Source organism: Sorangium sp. KYC3313, assembly GCF_052075895.1.
GTDB lineage: Bacteria > Myxococcota_A > Polyangia > Polyangiales > Polyangiaceae > Sorangium > Sorangium cellulosum_B.
The window spans coordinates 1,468,763-1,487,272 of record NZ_CP197255.1 but is presented as its reverse complement, the minus strand read 5'-3'; the positions used below and the strand labels follow the sequence as shown (position 1 = coordinate 1,487,272).

Here is an 18,510-nt window from a genome sequence, read left to right as displayed (position 1 = left end):
CGATCGACGGGATCAGCGCCCGAAGAGCGCCGGCGCGAGCGCCGCTGTGTCCACTTCAGCCACCGCGAGCACCGGCTGCTCCACGCTCCTCGCGCAGATCGCGTTGCCGAGCGGCCCCCGGGTGCACCCCACGCTGCGCCCCGCGAGCGCGCGCGCCGCCGTCGCGGCGCCGGAGCCGGGCGGCGGCACGAACACCGTGAGCGGCTTGTCCCCGCTCTCATACATGAGCGCCGCCGTGCGCGTGCCGCCGATCTGGCAGAGGCGCGCCCCGAGCAGCCGGGCGCCGGACACCGGCGGGACGGTCACCGCGTAGCCGAGCTTCCCCTCGAGCCACCCGGCGACGGCGCCCGGATCGGAGGACTCGAAGTCGCACGGGCGCTCGCGCGCGAAGCCGCGCACGTGGTGGCTCACGAGCTCGTCGGCCATCGCCGCGCTCACGCCCCGGCCCGGGCTGCCGACGAGCAGCGCGGCGGCTGCCGCGGCCGCGGCGAGGGCGGCCGTGATCGCCCAGGGGCCGCGGCGCCGCGGGCGCGCGTTCCGCGCCGCGGCCTCCGCCCGCTCGCGCAGGCGCTCCGGGACCTCCCCGTCCGCCTTCGCGACGAGCGCGCGCCGCACGCCGCCGAGGACCTCCGCGGCGCGCCGGCAGGGCCCGCAGCCGGCGATGTGCGCCTCGATCCGCGCCGCGTCCTCGGGCGTCACCTCGCCGTCGTGCCACGCCGAAATGTTCTCGAACCACTCGCGGTTGCACCCTGCCATGACGTCTCCTCGCATCGTTCGGAGAGGCCCTCGACGAGCGCGAGCCGCGCCCTCGAGAGCCGTGATCGCACCGTGCCCACCGGGCACCCCTGGAGATCGGCGATCTCCTCGTAGGAAAGCTCCTCGACCTCCCGCAGGAGCAGCGCCTCGCGCCACTCCGGCGGCACGCGCGCGAGCGCGCGCTCGACCTCGTCGGCGAAGCCGCGCTCGACGAGCTCCGCCTCCAGATCGCCCTGCGGCTCCGGCACCGACTCGGCCCCGCGGCCGCCCTCGATCACCTCGAGGCGCTGCCGCGCGCCGCGCGTCGCGTTGAGCAGCACCGACCGCTCGATGCGGAGCAGCCACGCGCGCATGCGCCCCTCGTCGCGCAGGTCGGCGTGCCGCTCGATCGCGCGCACGATCGTCGCCTGCGCCAGATCCTCGGCGTCCTGCTCCGAGCGCGTCAGGCGGCGCGCCGCCCGCAGGAGGCACGGGAGCTCGGCGAGGAGCCGATCGAGGAACGAGGCGTGGGGAGACGTGCGCATGGGCCGGGCCGGGAGGAGGAAGGCTGACGCCGCCTCGTTTCCCGGACACCTCCAGGACACGGCGAGCCCATCGAAAAGTTCCTGACCGGCGGGTTCTCGGCGAGGACGTGGCCCGGCTTACATCGTGGGCGGCGGGCGACGGCGCAGGGGACGGGGCTCCCGCGGCGCGCGGGAGCCCGTGCTCGGGAGGACCGGGGTTGCGGGGCGGCTAGGGCGCGCCCGCGTGCGTCAGCGCCTCCCAGCCGATGTGGTTGCCGACCCGGGTGGAAGCGCTGCTCATCGCCCTGACACGCGTGATGAGCTCCTCGGTCTTCGGCATGCTGAGCCCGCGGCGTTTGCGGAACTCGTTGTACCCGATCTCCCAGCCCATGACCGCCGAGCCGCCGCCGGCGGACTCGGAAAAGCTGCTGCACGGCCAGTTTCGCGCCGGCATCCAGCCCTTGGGCGTCACCTTCACGCCGACCTGATTGCCCGTGTTGTCGAGGTATTGCAGCACGTAATCGGCGTTCAGCTCGAGCGCCTGCAGCAGGCGGTTCTCGTCATGAACCGGGTCGTCGCCGTAGGCGCTGCGAGCGTCGCCCTGGATGCGGAGGGTCTCTGCCATGTTCGCCAGCGAGCTCGTGCCCATCTGCATGTGCCCGAGGTCGCGGCAGGTCTCCTGCTCCAGGCCGGCGATGTAGCGCGTCGGCTTGCTCCAGATCCCCGCGAGATCGCCCTTCGCGTCGTTGGTGTAGCGCGGCCGGCCCTGATACATGGGATAGAGCGGCTGGCCGCCGTCGCTCGGCATGTAGATCATGGCCTTGCTGGAGTGCTCTACCTGGCTCACGACGTACTCGTACTTCTCGCGATCGTTCGTGAAGATCGCGATGCCGAGCGCCGTCTCGTTCATCACGGAGGTCCGGTTCCCGCCGCCCGTCCAGCCGTCTTTCACCAGGTCCCAGTAGACGGTCCTGAAGTGGTTCTCTTGCAGCGCCGTGTCCTCGGCCGTCCAGCCGCCGTACGTGTAACGCAAGATCTCCGCGGCACGCAGGAAGTTGGTGCCTGCCCAGCCAGCGACGAAATGGCCGTTGGCGTAGACCTGACCGTTGTTGTCCGGGAAGCGGGGCTGATCGAACAGGATGGCGGTCATCGTGCGCGCCCAGGCGTTGAGGATGCGCCTCGCGTTCTCGGCGTACTGTGCGTCGCCGCTGTAGTACCAGAGCAGCGCCTGCGTATAGGCGGCGTTCCCGTCGTTGACCATCTCGCTGCACCCCGCTTGCTCGTAGCCCAGGTCGATGGCCTTTTCCTTCGAGCCAGGCGTGGAGCACTTCGCGACCGGCACCGGGCTGGCGACGTAGTCCCGCTTCGCGTGCCTCGAGCCCCTGGCGAGCTGGTACTCCTTGGTCCAGGGCTGCTGACCGCCGCCGATCTTCGTCTTGACGAAATCCAGCTGCTCCTTGCTGACCAGGATGCCCGGGTGCACGAAGGCGCCGGCGGGGGCCGCGCTGGCGGAGATCTGGAGCTCCGTCACGCTGGCGTAGTCGTTCACGGTATTCCCGTTGACCGTGAGGCGGACGTACCGCGCGTCGACGGCCTGGAGCTCGACCGGCTGGAGCGAGGTGCTCGGCAGGCTCTTCCCCGCGAAGAGCGGCGAGAAATTCTGGCCGTCCGTGGACGTCGAGAGCGCGTAGTCGTAGATGCGCCCATCGACCCCGCCGTTGTACCAGCCGAGAGAGATGCCGCAGATGCGCTGCTTCGCGCCCAGGTCCGCCGTCACGTAGGCGCCCTTGCCGCGGCCCGACCAGCGGGTGGCCAGGCTGCCATCGGCGACGTTCGCCGCCGGGTTCTCGGCCTGCGCGACGCTCGCGACGAGGCTCGTCGGCGTGAGACGAACCGTGCAGCCAGACGACGCGAGCGCCGACGGCTGCTGGTCACCGACGTGATCGCTGTCTGTCGCAGCGCCCTCGTCAATGCCTGTGTCAACGCCCACGACGCAGCCCGCGAGAGCTGTCGCCAGGGCGACACACATTGTGGGAAAGGCAGTGTGTAAGCTCAAGGTATTCTCCTTTCGGTGGATCATTTCAACCACTTCAAGGCAAGGCAGTGTGCGTGATGATGCCACCAAGCAAGATCAGAAGTTCTGAAGGAGATGAGATACGATATTTCCCGGCGATGTCAAGCCCGTGCTGGGGAGCCTGCTCCTGGTCGACGGCTCGTTGCCTTGATTGTCTGCCTCCCTCCTGGAAAGAGCATGTATGTCGGCGCCTTGTCCGCTGACCGAATGGGCTGTGCTCAATTCACTGCTGGCGATCGAGGCTCCCCGGTGAGCGTTCGCCTCGCGAGGGAGCTCAGCGGGCTGCCACCCTCACGATGCGTCGTTCCCATCGGGCAGAGTGGCCAGCGGGCTCGGGCGCTGTCGCGCCGAAACATCGCGAGAGTCTCCGCACATCGATGCTTGCGCGGACGACCGTCGGCTCGCCGCGCCAAGTGCGCACACCTTGCCGCCGCGCTCAGCCGGCGATGCCGGCCCGCCTGGCGGAGAAGGGCGACAGATCGAGCGGCGGCTCCTCTCCGGCGATCAGCGCCGCCACGATCTTCGCCGTTACCGGGGCGAGCAAGACGCCGTTGCGGAAGTGCCCTGTCGCGAAGATCAGATTCGCGATCTCCCCCTCGCCGAGGATCGGCAGCGCGTCCTTCGGGTGGGGCCGGAGGCCGGCCCACGTCCTGCCGATCGGCGCGTCGCCGAGCGCGGGCACGAGCCGGAGCGCCGCGGTCAGCAGGTCGCGCACGGCGCGCGACGTCACCGCGGTGACGTAGCCGGCGAACTCCGTGGTCGCGCCGACGAGCACGCGCCCGTCGTCGCGCGGCGACAGGTAGCAGCCGGGGCCGTAGACCACCTGCGAGAGCACCGGCGTCGCCGGCGTGAGCTCGACGATCTGCCCGCGCGCCGGGCGCACGGCCGAGGGCGCGAGGCCCGACGCCTCGAGCAGCGACGACCAGCTCCCGGCGGCGAGCACCGTCCAGCCCGCCTCGACCTTCGTCCCGTCCTCGAGCTGCGCGCCGCGCGCGTGCTCCCGCTCGACCACGATGCGCCGGACGGTCGCCCCGGTGCTGAACTGCACGCCCGCGCGCTCCGCCGCGATGCGCAGCGCGCGCATGAGCGACGGCGGATCGACGCGCGCCTCGTCGGCCAGCCACGCGCCGCCGGCGACCTCGTCGCAGAGCGCCGGCGCGTGCGCGCGCGCCCCGTTACCGTCGCAGATCTCCACGGCGAGGCCGGCCTCGCGCTGCCACCCGAGCTCGCGCGCGATCTCCTCGCGTCCTTCCGCGGTGAACGCCACGCGGAGGGCGCCGCTCTGCCGGTACCCGACGTCGATGCCCGTCGCCTCGACGAGCGACGCGGCGAGCTCCGCGTACAGGGCGCGGCTCGCGAGGCAGAGCCGCGCGAGCGGGCCGTCGCCCGCGGCCTCGAGCTGGGGGCCGATGATCCCCGCCGCCGCCCAGGAAGCGCCCTCGCCCTGGTTGCGCTCGAGGACACGGACAGACAGCCCGCGCCGCGCCAGGGCCAGCGCCGAGGCGCACCCGGCCACGCCGCCGCCGATCACCACCACGTCGCTCATCGACGCGTGCATAGCACGCCGGGCGCCAAGGGCAGCCACACAACCTGGAGCGCGTGTCGCCGCGTCGCCCGCGGCGCGGTGCGACATGAGATCGGGGGGCTGCTTCGCGGGATCTGTCGACGCAGGGGAGAGCGATGCTCGGCTGTCGACCCTGGGGCGGCGTCGGGGCGTGCGCCTTCCGGAGCACCCGCGCTGCGGAGCCCCGGCAGGGGCAGGGGGAAGCGCTGCGGAGACACGGCAGGGGTTGGGAGAAGCGCTGCGGAGACCCGGCAGGGGCAGGGAGAAGCGCTGCGGAGACCCGGCAGGAGTTGGGGGAAGCGCTGCGGAGACCCGGCAGGGGTTTGGAGAAGGGCTGCGGAGACCCGGCAGGGGTTTGGAGAAGGGCTGCGGAGACCCGGCAGGGGTTTGGAGAAGGGCTGCGGAGGCCCGGCATGGGTGGGGGGAAGGGCTGCGGAGGCCCGGCATGGGTGGGGGGAAGGGCTGCGGAGGCCCGGCAGGGGCAGGGGGAAGCGCTGCCGGGGCTCGGCAGTGATTGGACGGCGGCCTTGCGCGGAAGATAGGGCAAGGGATCTGAAGCAACAGGAGGCGTGCATGAGGGTCACCGAAGAAATACGGGAAGATGCGTTCCATACACCCAAGACACCGGAGCAAGTCGCAGGGGAGATGCGGCAGGCGGCGGCAGTCTTCTGGGTCGCTCGCGGGGATATCGCCCCCCGAGGCCGTGAGTGAGATCTTCGCGCCGTCTGCGCTCGAGATGGAGGGTACGCTGTACGAGCTGCTCATGCAGGGGCCCAACGTGGGTGATGATGCTGGAGATGACGTCGACTTGGAGGTCTCGGCAGGCGGCATGCGGAGAGAAAACAAAGACGGTTATCTCTACTGGGAGAAGTCGGCCAGGGAAGCGAACCGCCAAGCCGCCGAGGGCGCCAAGAAAACCGGGGAATAGGGGGGGATGCCCGGACGGCCCCCTTCCCCATCTCCCCTTGACGTCCTCGGCGGCTTGGCGGTTCTTCTGCTGATCCGGGGTAACGGGGACCACCAGGTTCGGTACCACGCCGTCGCGCAGTCGAGCGACCGACTGCCATCGTGGGACCACGGGAGATGTTGTCCCACCGCGGTGCAAGGACACATTGACAAGCAGCGGCGTCCCCGCCGAGAATGAACGTGGCGAATGGGACGCCGTAGCCCTCGACCCTTCCCTCGCGTCCGTCTTCCGCGGACACGCGGGCGGCGTGGTGGATCGGCCGGTGCGCTTGCGCTCCTGCTCGCGATCGGGTTGGGGCTTTACGCGCTGTTCGCGATCATTTCCGCCCTGGCCGCGGTCCTCGCGACGCCGTACCCGTGGATCGCGCTCGGGCTCGTCGGCGTGGGTTATGTCGTATACCGCGAGCGTCTCCCGCCCTCCGGGCAGGGCGCGTCGCGGAGTGGACACCCTCTCGTGGTGCTCCTGGCGATCATCGCGCTGACCGGCCTCCTCGCGCTGCTTCTGTACGCGCTCGTCATGATCCTGACCATCCCGGCCGTCTGGATTTTCCTCGGCGCCGGGGGCGCAGCCTACGCGATCTACCGGATAGCTCGACGGATAGCGCGCGAGCGCCTGGAGGTGCTGTTCCTCGATACCATCGCCGCTCTCCACGCATCGGATCCCAGGGTCGCCGAGCTGCTCAGCACGCTGGAGGACCGCGGACAGGACGATGCCGACGCGTGGTTGCTCGTCGCAGCTCACGCCGCGTGCCGCGTGCGCTACCAGGACGCCCTCGCGGCCCTGGAAAGGGCCGCCGCGCGGGTCCCGAGCATCGGCCGGCTCTCGTCGGGCATGACGCTGGCCTTCCCTGGGCTGCCTGCGCCGTTGCCGTTTCGCCCGGAAGGCGGGGGAGCTGGCAGCATCGAGGTCGCGCGAGCCCAGATTCATGTGCTCGACGGGCATCCGCGTGAGGCCGTAGGCAACTTCAAGCTCTCCGCCTCGGATCCTGCCTTCCCGCTGGGCGCTTGCGCGCTGGCGGACGCACGGGTCGCGCTGGGCGAGATCGAACACGCAGCGACGTTGCTGCGGCAGGCTGCGGATGCGCCCGGCTGTGCCCCGGAGCTGTCGCGCAGCCTGCGCTACAAGCTGGCGCGGTTGCTGGAAGACCATGACTCTCGCTCCACCGCCATCGTCGAGTACCAGGCGCTGATCGCTCAGGGCGGTCTGGAGGACGCGGCCGACCGTCTCCCGGCGCTGCAGGCCGAGGTCGAGGAGGAGCGGCGCCGCGAGGACGAGGCGCGGAAACACCAGGAAGAAGCGCGGCAGCGAGAAGCATTGAAGCTCGCGATCGCCCACGCGGAGAAGCTCGGCGCGGCGGGCCAGCACGGCCTCGCGGCGGTGGGGCTCCGTCATGCGCTCACGCTTCCCATGGACGAGGAGACCGCGCGCGCGGTCCGCTACATGCTGGCGATCGCCCTGGAGGACGCCGGCACGCCGGTGCAGGCTGACGAGGAGTACGAGGCGCTCGGCGACTACGAGGACGCGCCGGCACGCCGGGAGGCGCTCCGCGCCCGAGAGCAGGCGCGCCGGCAGGCGATCCTCGTCGAGGAGGAGGAGCGCCGCCAGCGGGCGCTGCGGGTGCAGGAAAAGGAGGCGCTGGAGGAGGCGCTCGCAAGGCTCGAGGCCGCGAAGGGGCCCGCGGGGCGCAGGAGCGCCGTGCGGTTCGGCCTCGAGCGGCTCACGCTCCAGGAGCTGCGCGATCAGCTCCTGCTCGAGGCCTCCCGGATCGAGGTCGATGCCGTCCTGGAGAAGGTGGATGGGCTCAAGACCTCAGCCGCGAAGCGCCGCCATCTGCTCGCCGCGCTCGATGCCGTCCGCTCCGACGAGGTCCCAGACGAACTGCAAGCGCAGCAGATCCGCTGGCTCGAGGATGCGCTCGCGGCGCTGGAGACGTGACGGTGGCAGATCGGGATCCGCCCAGCTCGCTGCCCGGCCCGAGCCCGGTACCAAGTCTGGAAGGGCTCTTCCCGCGGCCTCATCCGTCGAGCGAGACGCTCTTCAAGCTGGGCGCTGCGGCGATGGTGCTCGGACCCCTCCTTGGCGTGCCTGCGATCGTGCTCGGCCGGCTCGTGCTCCGGGAGATCGCCAGCTCGGAGGGGCGATACACGGGTGAGGCGAGGGCCAGGCTCGGCGTCGCCCTCGGGTGGGCCGGAACCCAGGTCTACACGCTGCTATTGCTTTACGTGATCGGCGCCACCTCCGAGCCCGTGGCGCTCGTCGTGCTCGGGGCAGGGATCCTCGCTGGCCTGACGGTCGCGATCGGTGCGTCCGCCGCGGCTGCACCGCGGCCGTTCGCGGCTGCTGCGCTGGCGTCGCGTCGGGCGCCGTGGGTGGTCTACCCCGCGGTGGCCGGCCTGCTGAGCGTGGGCCTCGCGGGCTTCATCACGAAGCGCAGCGCCGACGAGCGCGTCCGCCGGGAGGCGCTCGCCGCCTGCGAGCGGGCGCGCGGCAGCGCGAACGAGGCGCTCGAGGCGGCGAGCTTCGACCGGGCCAGGTCGCATCTCCAGAAGGCGCGGAGCACCTGCGTCGGGGTGGCGTTGCTGGAGGTTGCACGCACGGAGGCCGAGGTCGACGGGAGAGAGCGCGAGGCCATCCAGCGGCGTGACGAGGAGGAAGCCGCCCGAAAGGCGCAACAGCGCGCCGAGGAGGAGCGGGAGCGGGCGGCGAGGGAGCAGAGAGCCGCTGCCCGCTTCAAGGACGTCGCTCCAGCGATCGCGCGGGATCTGCAGGTCGCCTCCACCAGGGCAACGCTGCGACGGTGGGAGGATGCTCAAGCTGCGTTGAGCCGCGTGGAGCTCGCGCTGGACGAGTTCCGGGGCACCGACGTGCAGCAGGCAGAGCCCTGCGCAGCGCTCCTCGCGCGGGTCGCGCGATTGCGGCCGGATGTCGACGCGGGGGTGGAGGAGATCCGGCGGCGGCGGGAGGCGGAAGAGAAGCGGCGGCGGGACCTCCAGGAAGCCGCGGAGGAAAGGCAGCGGCTGATGAAAGAGGCGGCCGAGGAGAGACGACAGGCGAGCCTCCGGGTGCAGTGCTGCGACGGCACGCTCTCGCCGAGCTGCCTCTGCGCCCGCTCCTCGTATCGTGGCTGCTGCTCACATCACGGAGGCGTCTGCGGCTGCGAGGAGTGATCGTCTTGGCACGCCCGGCCCTCATGTCGCGAGGTGTGATGTTCACGATGGCGCTGCGAAGCCGCACGCCGTCGTCCGGTTCGACGAAGCTCCTCGTTACGCACGCGGAGAACGAGCTTTCACATCGCCACCATGCGCGTCGCGCCGCGTCGTAACGGCAAAGAGAGCAGGGCCGCACGGATGTCGGTCCAGCTCGCCGACAGGTCGATCGTTCGGACGGAGATGCCGATGTCTCCTAGCGAAAGTGTCTCTGACAGGCCGCGTCCGACGCTCGCGTAGAGCAGGATGCTATCCACCTTCATCGATGCGGGTTCCCGCTCTCGGATGTTCTTCACGTAGGCGAAGAGCTGGTACAGGTGATCTGATCTCAGCTTGAGCCGCGCACTGTTTGCGAGCTCCCTGAACGGCCGCCTCACGAACTTGGTCTCGACGATGGTGCACTGCCCGGGCCAGCGGACCGACACGTCGGTGATCATCCGCGGCAGGAGCTGGAGCGCCGTGGGCTCTCCTGAAGCGCTGGCCCAGCTTGGGTGCTCGCGGGCGACGCGAGCGCCGTCCAGATGGTGCTGGAGGAAGCCGCGTACGAACGCCTCGAACAGGTGCGCCATCTGCTCGTCGTCACGGGTGAAGTCCCGGAGTCGAGAACCGTCCCCTTGCTCGTCCGGGAGAAAGTTAGCGAGCACGAGCTGGCATATGTCGAGCAGCATCCCGTAGAGGCGATACCCGCGGGGGACGCGGGCTCGCCGCAGCAGCTCGGCGCTGAGCTCGACGTCCGCGACGTCCTCCATGCGGAAGTACGCGGCGCGCAGCGCGAGGGCGAGCTCGCGCTTGATGTTGCGGCACGTGCTGAGCAAGCGGGCTGCTGCCTTGACGACGCGGTTCTCGATGACATCGTGCGACAGCTCGTCGAAGCGGCAGCCCACGCGCCCTCGCGACCGCAGCGCGCAGCTGACCGTGCGCGTGACGTCGACGGCACCACGCGGCCGCCGTACGTCCTCCGCGCGTTCGAGGTACGCGCGGTACGGCCCGCGCCGGAGCAGCGCACTGAGCCCGTCCGCGAGCAGCCGCGCGAGGAGATCTGCTGGCGTGTCCGCTTCGATCGCGCCGACCTCCGAGACGGCCGAGAGCTCCAGGAACCCGGACGCGTAGGCGAGCAGCGTGTACACGTTCCGGATCGGAATCTCCACGGTGTCAGTGCTCATCGTCGTACATGAGCGCGAGCGCCTCTGCGGCGCGCTCGGGCGCGTCGAACCAGTACTCTTCGAGCAGCGGTCGGATCTCGGTTTCGACGATCTGCCCATACCAGTCCTCGGCAGGAGCCCGCCCCGCCGGAGCCTGGCAGAAGTAGCTGTGACCGATACAGAAGCCCTGGCCGAGCTGCCGATCTTCCCGGATCATGTCGTTGAGCAGCTTGATGCGCGTCCGGATCCGCCCGACGAGCGCCTCTGGCACCTGCATCCGCGAGAGCTCCGCGGCGAACGCGTCGGTCTCGAAACTCGGCGCGACCGAGACGAACGCGAAGCGGCGCCGGAGGGCGTAGTCCACCAGGGCGAGCGAGCGGTCCGCTGTGTTCATGGTGCCGATGATGTGCAAGTTCGGGGGGACGTAGAATCGCTCCTCGTCCTCGGTCGAGTACGAGAGCGTCGTCGCCCACTCCTGGCCACGTTTGTCGGCCTCGATGAGCATCATCAGGTCGCCCAGGATCTTGCTCAAGTTGCCGCGGTTGATTTCGTCGATGATGAGCACGTAGGAGTTGTCGAGATCCTGCAAAGCGCGGTTGCAGATCCGGAGGAATGGGCCATCGCGCCGCACGAAGCCTTCCTCGGTCGGGCAGTAGCCGCGGACGAAGTCCTCATAGGCGTACGACTGGTGGAACTGCACCATGTCGATGCGCTCGGGAGCCTTCTCGCCGAGAAGCAGGTACGCGAGCCGCTTCGCCACGAACGTCTTCCCCACCCCGGGCGGTCCTTGCAGGATGAGGTTCTTCTTGTTCCGCAGGAGCCCGAGCATCCGTTCGATGTGGATGCGCCCGAGGAAGAGGTCACGGCATGCCTCGTCGAGCGTGTACGATTTTGTCGGCTCCGGAGGCTCGGGGCCGTTGCTGCCGCGGACCCCGAGAGCGTCCTCGATTTGCGCCACGAGCTGCGGGTACTTGCCGATGTCGGTCAGCATTTTTGTTACCAGCGGCTTGTCGCGTACGCGCCAGGCGCCGGACTTGAGCCACTTCACGGTGCGGACGTGCTTGTATTCGGAGCGCTTGGGATCGAAGCGATAGTCCGAGTCGATGATGCCGTAGCCGACGATGTGGTGGATGCCTCGCTTCGCGACGACGGCGTCACCGATCTGCATCTTGTGCGCGAACTCGTAGCAGGCCAGCGCGTCGTTCGTCGGGATACTACCGTCGTTTCGACCCTCGGCGAGCTTCCTCCGGATCGCGTCGACGTCGGCGTACCGTTTCAGGTCGCCCAGGGAATCCACTCCGATCGCTGCGATGGATTCCTTCTTGAAGTCCTCCCAGAGGCGCGCGCCCTTTCCAGGCGCCAGCAGCCAGACACGGCGCTCTGTGCCGCCCTCTGTCGTGGCGGGCGCGGCGATCACGCTCTCCTCATGGGTGCCCTCACCCTCAGCGCCCCCGACGCGCTTGCAGAGCTGCTCGAGGCGCCATGCGTCGATGTCGAGTGCCTTCGCGAGCTCCAGGAAGACGCGACGGAAACGCGTGTACTGGTCTGCGATACCCGCTTCCTCGCCGAGGAGGCCCGCCGCGATGAACGCGGAGCGCGCGGACTTGTAATAGACGGGCCACTCCTGAGGGGCCTGGATATGCCACCAGAACGGTACGAAGAAGGGTACCCGCGACGCGTCGGTTCTGATCGCCGTCGTGACATTGGTGGTCTCCAGCGCCGCGAGGTAATCGAGAAACTCCCGGAGCTGCAGCGTGGCTGCACCCTCGTTGGCAGGGACACGGAGCGCGGCCTTGAGCTTCGCCGCAAGCGTGGCGTGATCGGGAACGTGCTTGACCAGCTTGTTCAGCACCATGCCACCGCCGAACCCGCCGAGCCCGAAGGTGCTCCATTCGGTGCGGCTTCGCCGATCGAATTCCGACCGGAAGCGTTCGAGATCGGTGCTGCCTGCGAGGAAGCTGTCGAGCAGCTCCCGGATCTGCGGCACGACTTCTTCGCGCTGCTCCTCGAGAGCCTTCATGGCCTGGAGCCATGCGCCGTCGCGTTGCGCCTGTTGGAGATGCGCTTGCCAAGACGCAATCGCCTTCCTCGATATCTCGGTCATGCTCGTCTGCGCCGACGTGCTTTCATCGCTGGCAGCCTCCAGCCTGGGAGGCTAGGGCAAATTCGGCCAGCGCGGAAGAAACAGGATGAGTTGTCGAGGGGACGGTTGAGAGCCTTCGCACCTTGGAGCTACGAGCACAGGCTTAAAGCAGCTCTCAAGAACATACCCCCCAAGTCCTGTATAGCCCCGTCAGCCTGCGCGGGGATCGTCGAGAAGACAGGCCGCTCGACGCCTTCGACCTCGCTCGCGTCGGCGTGAGCGCGCAACGACCGCTACTCCGATGCACCTCCGCCGGTCTCCTTGGCTGTCGTTGCAGGTCCGAGCGCCTGCGCCGCGGTCCCGGATCCCGTGGTTCCTGGTGCGGTGGCGGTGTCGGGTGTCGCGCCCTCCGCCGGCTTCGCAGCAGCCTCCGGCGCCGCGCCCTCCGCCGCCTTCGCCGCGGCCTCCGGCGCCACGCCCTCCGCCGCCTTCGCGGCCGCGCCCTCCGCCGCCTTCGCCGTGGCCGCCTTCGCCTTCTTCTCCTTCGCGGCCTTCGCCTCGAGCGCGCCCGCCGCGATCGGCTCGCGCTTGCCGTGGCCGACCGCGCGCGGATCGCCGTACGGGAACGCCGCGCTGCCGCTCGCGTCGATCGGCTTGCGCGGGGCCTCCGGATCCGTCGCCGGGCTCGGCGGCGGCGCGATCGGCCGCGGCGCGCGCAGCCGGTTGCCAGGGCCCGCCTGGGTCCACACCTGCACGTCGCCGAGCACGCGCGTCCTGTTCGCCATCCGCCGCTGGCCGCGCGCGCCGAGCAGCTTCTCCAGGAACGTCGGGGGCGACGTCGCGCCGGGCTCCCCCTTCACCCAGCACGTGTAGTCGCCGATGCCGGTGCCCCGGAACGCCTCGCGGCAGACCGCTATCCCGAGCTCGGCCGCGATCTCGCTGAGGAGACGACCCGGCGCGGCCTCGACCGTCCTGTGCTCGTTGACGAAGGTGACCTTGGGCATCGGTGGGCAGGGAGCGTCCTGCTCCCCTGCCGCGAGCGCGTCAAGAAGCGCGGCGCGCGTCCCTCGCGTCCCGCACGCGGTGGAGCACCCGCGCGATGCCGACCAGGTTCCAGCCCGCGAAGCCCACGAACAGCGCCACGAGCGCGACCGCCCAGCGCGACGCGCGCGGCGAGCTGCCGTCGATGAGCAGCCAGGCGTCGTCCGTCACGGCCATCCCCGCCTGCTCCTCCACCTCGGCGGCCAGCCGCGCGTGCCGGATGCCCGCGCTCTTGAACGGCACGAGCCGCCCCGCGAACGTGCTCGGCGGGACGAAGCGCGGGCCCTCGAAGCCCTCCGGCACCCGGATCTCCACCCACAGCGCCGGGTTGCCCGCCACCGGCGCCAGCCGGAACGAGTCGCCCTCCGCGGCGCGCCCGTACCGGATCGCGCCGCGCGTCCCGAGCAGGCCGGCGGCCCGCACGTAACGGTTCGCGAGGTCCGCCTGCGGCCGCAGCGACGCGAGCTCTCCCACGTCCGCCGGCTGGCCCGGCGACAGCGCGTAGCGCGCCTCCCCGAGCAGCGCGACGGCCATCCACAGGGCGGCGATCGCGGTCGCCGCCATCAGCGCCACCGTGACCGTGCGCTCCTGCTTCGGCGGCGACGGCAGCGCGAGCAGCTCCGGATCGGGCCCCGCCACGTCGAGGCCATCGCCGCCCGGGCCGCGCGGGCCGGACGTCATGGATTCCAGGGTCGAGGTCGGGTCGGTGGGCACGCTTCGTCGAGTATATAGCCGGAGCGCCGGCCGCGGTGCACCGCCGTCTCGCCGGCCCCCGGACGAGGGGAGGAGCGGGCTCGGGCGTGGCGGACCCGGGCGCGCAGGACGTCAGGCACGGCGTGCAGGACACGGGCGAGCGACACGCTCCCGGCGCGCGTGCGCGGGCTCAGCACCAGCACACCGGGTTGCCCGTGGCCACCGAGGCCTCGAAGACCCGGCGCAGGGAGCCGAGGATCTGCTCGAAATCGGCGATGCCCAGCGCGCGCTGCGCCACGTGGAAGGAGCGCGGATACGCGGAGCGGACGCGCCCCCTGTCGTCCTGCATTCGACCGTCGGGCCACGGAATGCGCCCGCCGGGAACGGCGACCCTGGACTCGAATTCGCGTCCCGTGTCGAGGTCCCGGAGCAGCACGCGGCCGCCCTCGTGGGCCTCGGTGCGCTCGGGCTCCAGCAGGATCTGCTCGACGCGCAGGGCGCGGAACAGCTCACGGGGCGGCGCTCCGCGGCTCCGCACGAAGAAGCCATTCACGTCGAAGCCAAGGTGGATCTGGTCCGAGCCGCTCATGATGAAGATGCCTTCGTACTGCGGAATGAAGTCGTAGAGCTCATCACCGGTCCCGGAATCGACCAGGAAGGCCGAGCGGACGGAGGCGACGCGCTCTGCGAACCGCGCGAGCTCTCCCAGCGCGCGCGCGCTCGCTTCGGCCGGCATCATGCCGCCGTTCGCCGCCGGCAGCTCGGCCTGCAGCGTCGGGAAGTGCTGCCAGCCGATCCGATCGAGCGCCGCCTGGAACGCCCTGAGACCTGCCCAGTTCGAGATCCACTCGGAGGCGAGCCACATGCGTGGGTGCGGGCAGCAGTCCTCCATCCATGCGTAGAACGCGCCGTGCGCGTCCTGACGCTCCTCGGGGAGCGTCAGGCAGAGCTGCCCCTCTTCATCGAACCCCACGTGCTCCGCGTGCGGGGGCGGCGTCCGCGTCGTCCCGTCGAGCCAACATCTGCACATCACGGTCGCGTCCAGGCCCATTCGTGCGCCTCTTGCGTAGCTCGCGGCAGCCGGCGGGATCCCCGCCGCGCGAGCGTCCGTCGGCGGGGCGCCGAGTCTAGCCCGCGCCTTCGCCCATCAGGAACCGCGGGACGCGATCGCCGGGCCGGCGCCCGAACACGCGCCGGGGGGCGGCGCGGGCGGTACCCCCCATGGGCCCGCAGGGTCGCCAGGCGCTGCACGCACCGTCAAGCGGCCCACCGCCCTCGCGGGCCGTCCCTGAGCTCGCCGCGCGCTCGCCCGGCCGCGGCGCAGGGGGCCGCGTCGCGCGCTTGCCCGCACGCGGCGCCTTGCCTAGCCTAGCCGCGATGCCCTCGAAGAACGACAGCTCCATCGTGTGCCCGTCGTGCGGCGCGAACAACGCCTCCGTGACGGCGAGCGGGCGCTGCATCGCGTGCGGCGCCAGGATGGGCTCGCTCGCGCCTTTCCGCGACTCCGAGCTCGACCGCCACCGCCGCTACCAGCAGGAGGGCTTCTCGATCCTGTGGTGCCTCATCGCCCTCGTGCTGCAGAGCGTGCTCACCGCGGCCCTCGTCGGCGGCCTCCCGATGATCGTACAGCAGCTCGACTTCGAGGGGTCGAACGGGATGATCGTCGCCATCCCCGTCTGGTTCATCGGCGGCGTCCTCCTCGGCATGATCTCGCCCGGAAAGACGTTCCTCGAGCCGGTCGTCGCGTCGTTCCTCGTCGCGATCCCGACCGTCTTCTACCTCCTGCACAGCCAGACCGTCCGGACGATGCCGCTGTTCATGTACGTGATCATGGCGCTCATCGGCGTGCTCTTCACGCTGATCGGCTCCTACCTCGGCGAGCGCATCCAGATGGGCCCGCCCGCGAAGCCGGCCGACTGAGGGCGCCCAGCGTGACGACGAGGCCCGGCGCGACGGGCAGCGCAGGGGCGGCGGGCGCAGCAGGGGCGGCGAAGGCGGCAGGGGCGGCGGGCGCAGCAGGGACGGCCGTCCGGCGGATCGCCGCGGCGCTCGCCTCCGTCGCCATGGTCCAGCTGGCGCCCGGGTGCGGCCGATCGGCCGAGCAGCAGGAGGCGGACGCCCTGCTGCATGCGATCGACGTCCTCCGCGACGCCCCGAGCGAGCCGCGCGAAGCGCGCGAGGCGCTGCTCGCGGAGCTCGAGCGCCAGCCCGCGTCGACGCCCCCCGCCGCGAGCGCCAAGGACACGTGCGCGCGGGCCTACCGCCTGCTGCTCGACGCGACGGCCGCCGAGGCGCGCGTCCGCGCCCTGCTCGAGGCGCCCGACGGGGCCGCCGGCCCTGGCGCGCTGGCGGATCTCGTCGCGGCGGACGCCAAGGTCAAGGAGAGCGCCGAGGTCATGCCGAGGTGCGCCGAGGCGCTCGCGATCCTCCGCCGCTCGGGCCGGCGCGGGATGTGACGGCCCGCGTCGTCCGCGGGGCCGCGTCGTCCGCGGGGCCGCGCCGGCGGGCGTCCGCGCCGGCCGAGGTGCCCGCGCCGCGCGCCCCCGGGGAGGGGCGCCGGCCGCGCCCGCGCCGCGCGGCGTGCGGCGTTGAAGAGGGCAAGGGGATCCGCGCTCGCGGTCCCCTGTGCTAAGACCCGCCCTGCCATGTTCGACACGCTGACACGGGGCTTTCGTCAGGCCAGAAACCGCCTCGCCGGGCTCACGGAGCTCACCGCGAGCAACATCGACGCCGCGCTCCGCGAGGTAAGGCTCAGCCTGCTCGAGGCCGACGTCGAGATCGGGGTGGTCAAGGCGTTCCTCGCCCGGGTCAAGGAGGCCGCGCTCGGCCGCACCCTGGAGACGCGCGTGAAGCACGCCGGCGAGGTCCACCAGGTCTCGGCGAGCGACCACTTCGTCAAGATCTGCCACGACGAGCTCGAGGCGATGATGACCCACGAGGGCGACGAGATCGCCTGGGCCGACGGCGGGCCCACGGGCATCATGATGGTCGGCCTCCAGGGCTCCGGGAAGACGACGAGCTGCGCGAAGCTCTCGCGCTACCTCGAGAAGCAGGGGAAGAAGCCGCTGCTCGTCGCGGCCGACATGCAGCGCCCCGCGGCCGTCGAGCAGCTCAAGGTCCTCGGCGAGTCGCTCAAGATCCCCGTGTTCAACGTGCCGGGCGAGTCGCCGGTCGCCATCTGCGCCGCGGCCCGCGGCGAGGCGAAGCGGCTCGGCCGCGACGTCATCATCTACGACACCGCCGGCCGCCTCGCGATCGACGAGCCGCTCATGCAGGAGCTCGCGCAGATCAAGGACGCGACGAAGCCGGAGAACATCTTCCTCGTGGTCGACGCGATGATCGGCCAGGACGCCGTGAAGACGGCGCGCGGCTTCAACGAGCGGCTGTCGATCGGCGGCGTCGTGCTGACGAAGCTCGACGGCGACGCCCGCGGCGGCGCGGCGCTCAGCATCAAGGAGGTGACGGGCGCGCCGGTGCTCTTCACCGGCATCGGCGAGACGACGGACAAGTTCGAGCCGTTCCGCGCCGACGGCATGGCGAGCCGCATCCTCGGCATGGGCGACGTCGTCGGCCTCATGCAGGACTTCGAGGAGGTCGTCGACCAGAAGAAGGCCGAGAAGGACGCCGCGCGGATGCTCCAGGGCGACTTCACGCTCGAGGACTTCCTCGATCAGGTGCGGATGATCCAGAAGATGGGGTCGCTGAAGGATCTCGTCGACAAGCTGCCCCTCGGCGGCATGTTCCCGGGCGGCCTGCCCCAGGACGTGAACCTCGACGACCGGGAGCTCGTCCGCATCGAGGCGATCATCCAGTCGATGACCCGCCTCGAGAAGAGCGACCCGTACGCGCTGGTCCGCGAGCCGAAGCGGGTGGAGCGCATCGCGAAGGGCTCGGGCTCGAAGCCCGAGGCGGTGAGCGAGCTCGTCCAGAAGTTCCTGTTCATGCGCCAGATGATGAGCGGCCTCGGCCAGAACATGGGCCTCATGGGCAAGATCCCCGGCATGAAGCAGATGGCCATGGCCAAGAACATGCGGGAGATGCAGAAGCAGATGATGGCCGGCGGCGGCGGCCTGCCCGGGATGGGCATGCCCGGGATGGGCTTCCCGGGCATGGGCTTCCCGGGCATGGGGATGCCCGGGCTGGGGATGCCGGGCATGGGCGGCTTCCCGGGCGTCGGCGCCGGGGGCCCGAACATGACGAAGATGAAGACGCTCAGCGCCTCCGAGCGCAACGCGAAGAAGGCGCAGCGCAAGCGCGAGCGCGACGCCCGCAAGAAGGGGCGCAAGTAGCGGCGGCCGCGTGCGCGGGCCCTGCTGCCGAAGGCGCGCTGTTGACGGAGCGCACGGCGCGGAAGGCGCGCACGGTCGCGCGCGGGCGCTCGCGCTGGTCGCGGTGGCCTTCGCCGCCGCGTGCTCCCGGGGCGGCGGGGGTGAGAAGGAGGCGGCGCCGTCCGGGACGACGGGTCGCGCGCCGGCGAGCAG

General features: G+C 71.0%; 15 protein-coding genes. 6 read left to right on the top strand and 9 right to left on the bottom strand.

The features are described 5' to 3' along the window. Positions 1 to 12 precede the first annotated feature (12 nt). From ACSRUE_RS05785 to thiO, 4 genes are all read right to left on the bottom strand, one after another. A complete protein-coding gene (locus ACSRUE_RS05785) occupies positions 13 to 756 on the bottom strand; it encodes a zf-HC2 domain-containing protein (protein WP_441290141.1) in 744 nt (247 codons plus the stop codon). Further along, complete coding sequence (locus ACSRUE_RS05780) at positions 696 to 1,280, bottom strand: RNA polymerase sigma factor (protein WP_437763032.1); 585 nt, start codon at positions 1,278 to 1,280, stop codon at positions 696 to 698. Before ACSRUE_RS05780 ends, ACSRUE_RS05785 begins: the two co-directional genes overlap by 61 nt. Before the next feature lie 208 nt (positions 1,281 to 1,488). After that, positions 1,489 to 3,249: a discoidin domain-containing protein gene (locus ACSRUE_RS05775; RefSeq protein ID WP_441290140.1), complete on the bottom strand. Its 1,761-nt coding sequence runs from the start codon at positions 3,247 to 3,249 to the stop codon at positions 1,489 to 1,491. 520 nt (positions 3,250 to 3,769) lie between these two features. Beyond that, positions 3,770 to 4,879, bottom strand: coding sequence for a glycine oxidase ThiO (gene thiO / locus ACSRUE_RS05770; RefSeq protein WP_441290139.1), 1,110 nt, complete (start codon positions 4,877 to 4,879; stop codon positions 3,770 to 3,772). Between the two features lie 721 nt (positions 4,880 to 5,600). Between thiO and ACSRUE_RS05765 the strand changes: the two genes are divergently transcribed. The 3 genes from ACSRUE_RS05765 (at position 5,601) to ACSRUE_RS05755 (ending at position 9,031) form a co-directional block, all read left to right on the top strand. Next, a complete protein-coding gene (locus ACSRUE_RS05765; protein ID WP_441290138.1) occupies positions 5,601 to 5,825 on the top strand; it encodes a hypothetical protein in 225 nt (74 codons plus the stop codon). A 330-nt stretch (positions 5,826 to 6,155) separates the two neighbouring features. Continuing rightward, the gene (locus tag ACSRUE_RS05760) at positions 6,156 to 7,799 is read left to right on the top strand and encodes a hypothetical protein (protein ID WP_441290137.1); all 1,644 of its coding nucleotides are present in this window, start codon (positions 6,156 to 6,158) and stop codon (positions 7,797 to 7,799) included. Next, the gene (locus tag ACSRUE_RS05755; protein WP_441290136.1) at positions 7,796 to 9,031 is read left to right on the top strand and encodes a DUF4190 domain-containing protein; all 1,236 of its coding nucleotides are present in this window, start codon (positions 7,796 to 7,798) and stop codon (positions 9,029 to 9,031) included. Before ACSRUE_RS05760 ends, ACSRUE_RS05755 begins: the two co-directional genes overlap by 4 nt. A gap of 119 nt (positions 9,032 to 9,150) precedes the next feature. Here the strand turns inward: ACSRUE_RS05755 and ACSRUE_RS05750 are convergent, their stop codons facing one another. From ACSRUE_RS05750 to ACSRUE_RS05730, 5 genes are all read right to left on the bottom strand, one after another. Continuing rightward, on the bottom strand, positions 9,151 to 10,218 hold the full coding sequence (locus tag ACSRUE_RS05750) for a 5-methylcytosine restriction system specificity protein McrC (RefSeq protein ID WP_441290135.1): 1,068 nt from the start codon (positions 10,216 to 10,218) through the stop codon (positions 9,151 to 9,153). Positions 10,219 to 10,222: 4 nt separating this feature from the next. Then, the gene (locus ACSRUE_RS05745) at positions 10,223 to 12,232 is read right to left on the bottom strand and encodes an AAA family ATPase (RefSeq protein ID WP_441290134.1); all 2,010 of its coding nucleotides are present in this window, start codon (positions 12,230 to 12,232) and stop codon (positions 10,223 to 10,225) included. Positions 12,233 to 12,588: 356 nt separating this feature from the next. Beyond that, positions 12,589 to 13,299 carry a hypothetical protein gene (locus ACSRUE_RS05740; protein ID WP_441290133.1) on the bottom strand — a complete coding sequence of 237 codons (711 nt, stop codon included), beginning with the start codon at positions 13,297 to 13,299 and terminating at the stop codon, positions 12,589 to 12,591. A 40-nt stretch (positions 13,300 to 13,339) separates the two neighbouring features. Further along, positions 13,340 to 14,050: a hypothetical protein gene (locus ACSRUE_RS05735; RefSeq protein ID WP_441290132.1), complete on the bottom strand. Its 711-nt coding sequence runs from the start codon at positions 14,048 to 14,050 to the stop codon at positions 13,340 to 13,342. A 169-nt stretch (positions 14,051 to 14,219) separates the two neighbouring features. Then, positions 14,220 to 15,059, bottom strand: a complete 840-nt coding sequence (locus tag ACSRUE_RS05730; protein ID WP_441290131.1) for a hypothetical protein — start codon at positions 15,057 to 15,059, stop codon at positions 14,220 to 14,222. A gap of 347 nt (positions 15,060 to 15,406) precedes the next feature. Between ACSRUE_RS05730 and ACSRUE_RS05725 the strand changes: the two genes are divergently transcribed. From ACSRUE_RS05725 to ffh, 3 genes are all read left to right on the top strand, one after another. Continuing rightward, positions 15,407 to 15,949 carry a hypothetical protein gene (locus tag ACSRUE_RS05725; protein WP_044967211.1) on the top strand — a complete coding sequence of 181 codons (543 nt, stop codon included), beginning with the start codon at positions 15,407 to 15,409 and terminating at the stop codon, positions 15,947 to 15,949. A gap of 11 nt (positions 15,950 to 15,960) precedes the next feature. Further along, positions 15,961 to 16,485, top strand: coding sequence for a hypothetical protein (locus tag ACSRUE_RS05720; RefSeq protein ID WP_441290130.1), 525 nt, complete (start codon positions 15,961 to 15,963; stop codon positions 16,483 to 16,485). A gap of 189 nt (positions 16,486 to 16,674) precedes the next feature. Next, a complete protein-coding gene (gene ffh, locus ACSRUE_RS05715; RefSeq protein WP_441290129.1) occupies positions 16,675 to 18,318 on the top strand; it encodes a signal recognition particle protein in 1,644 nt (547 codons plus the stop codon). Positions 18,319 to 18,510 lie beyond the last annotated feature (192 nt).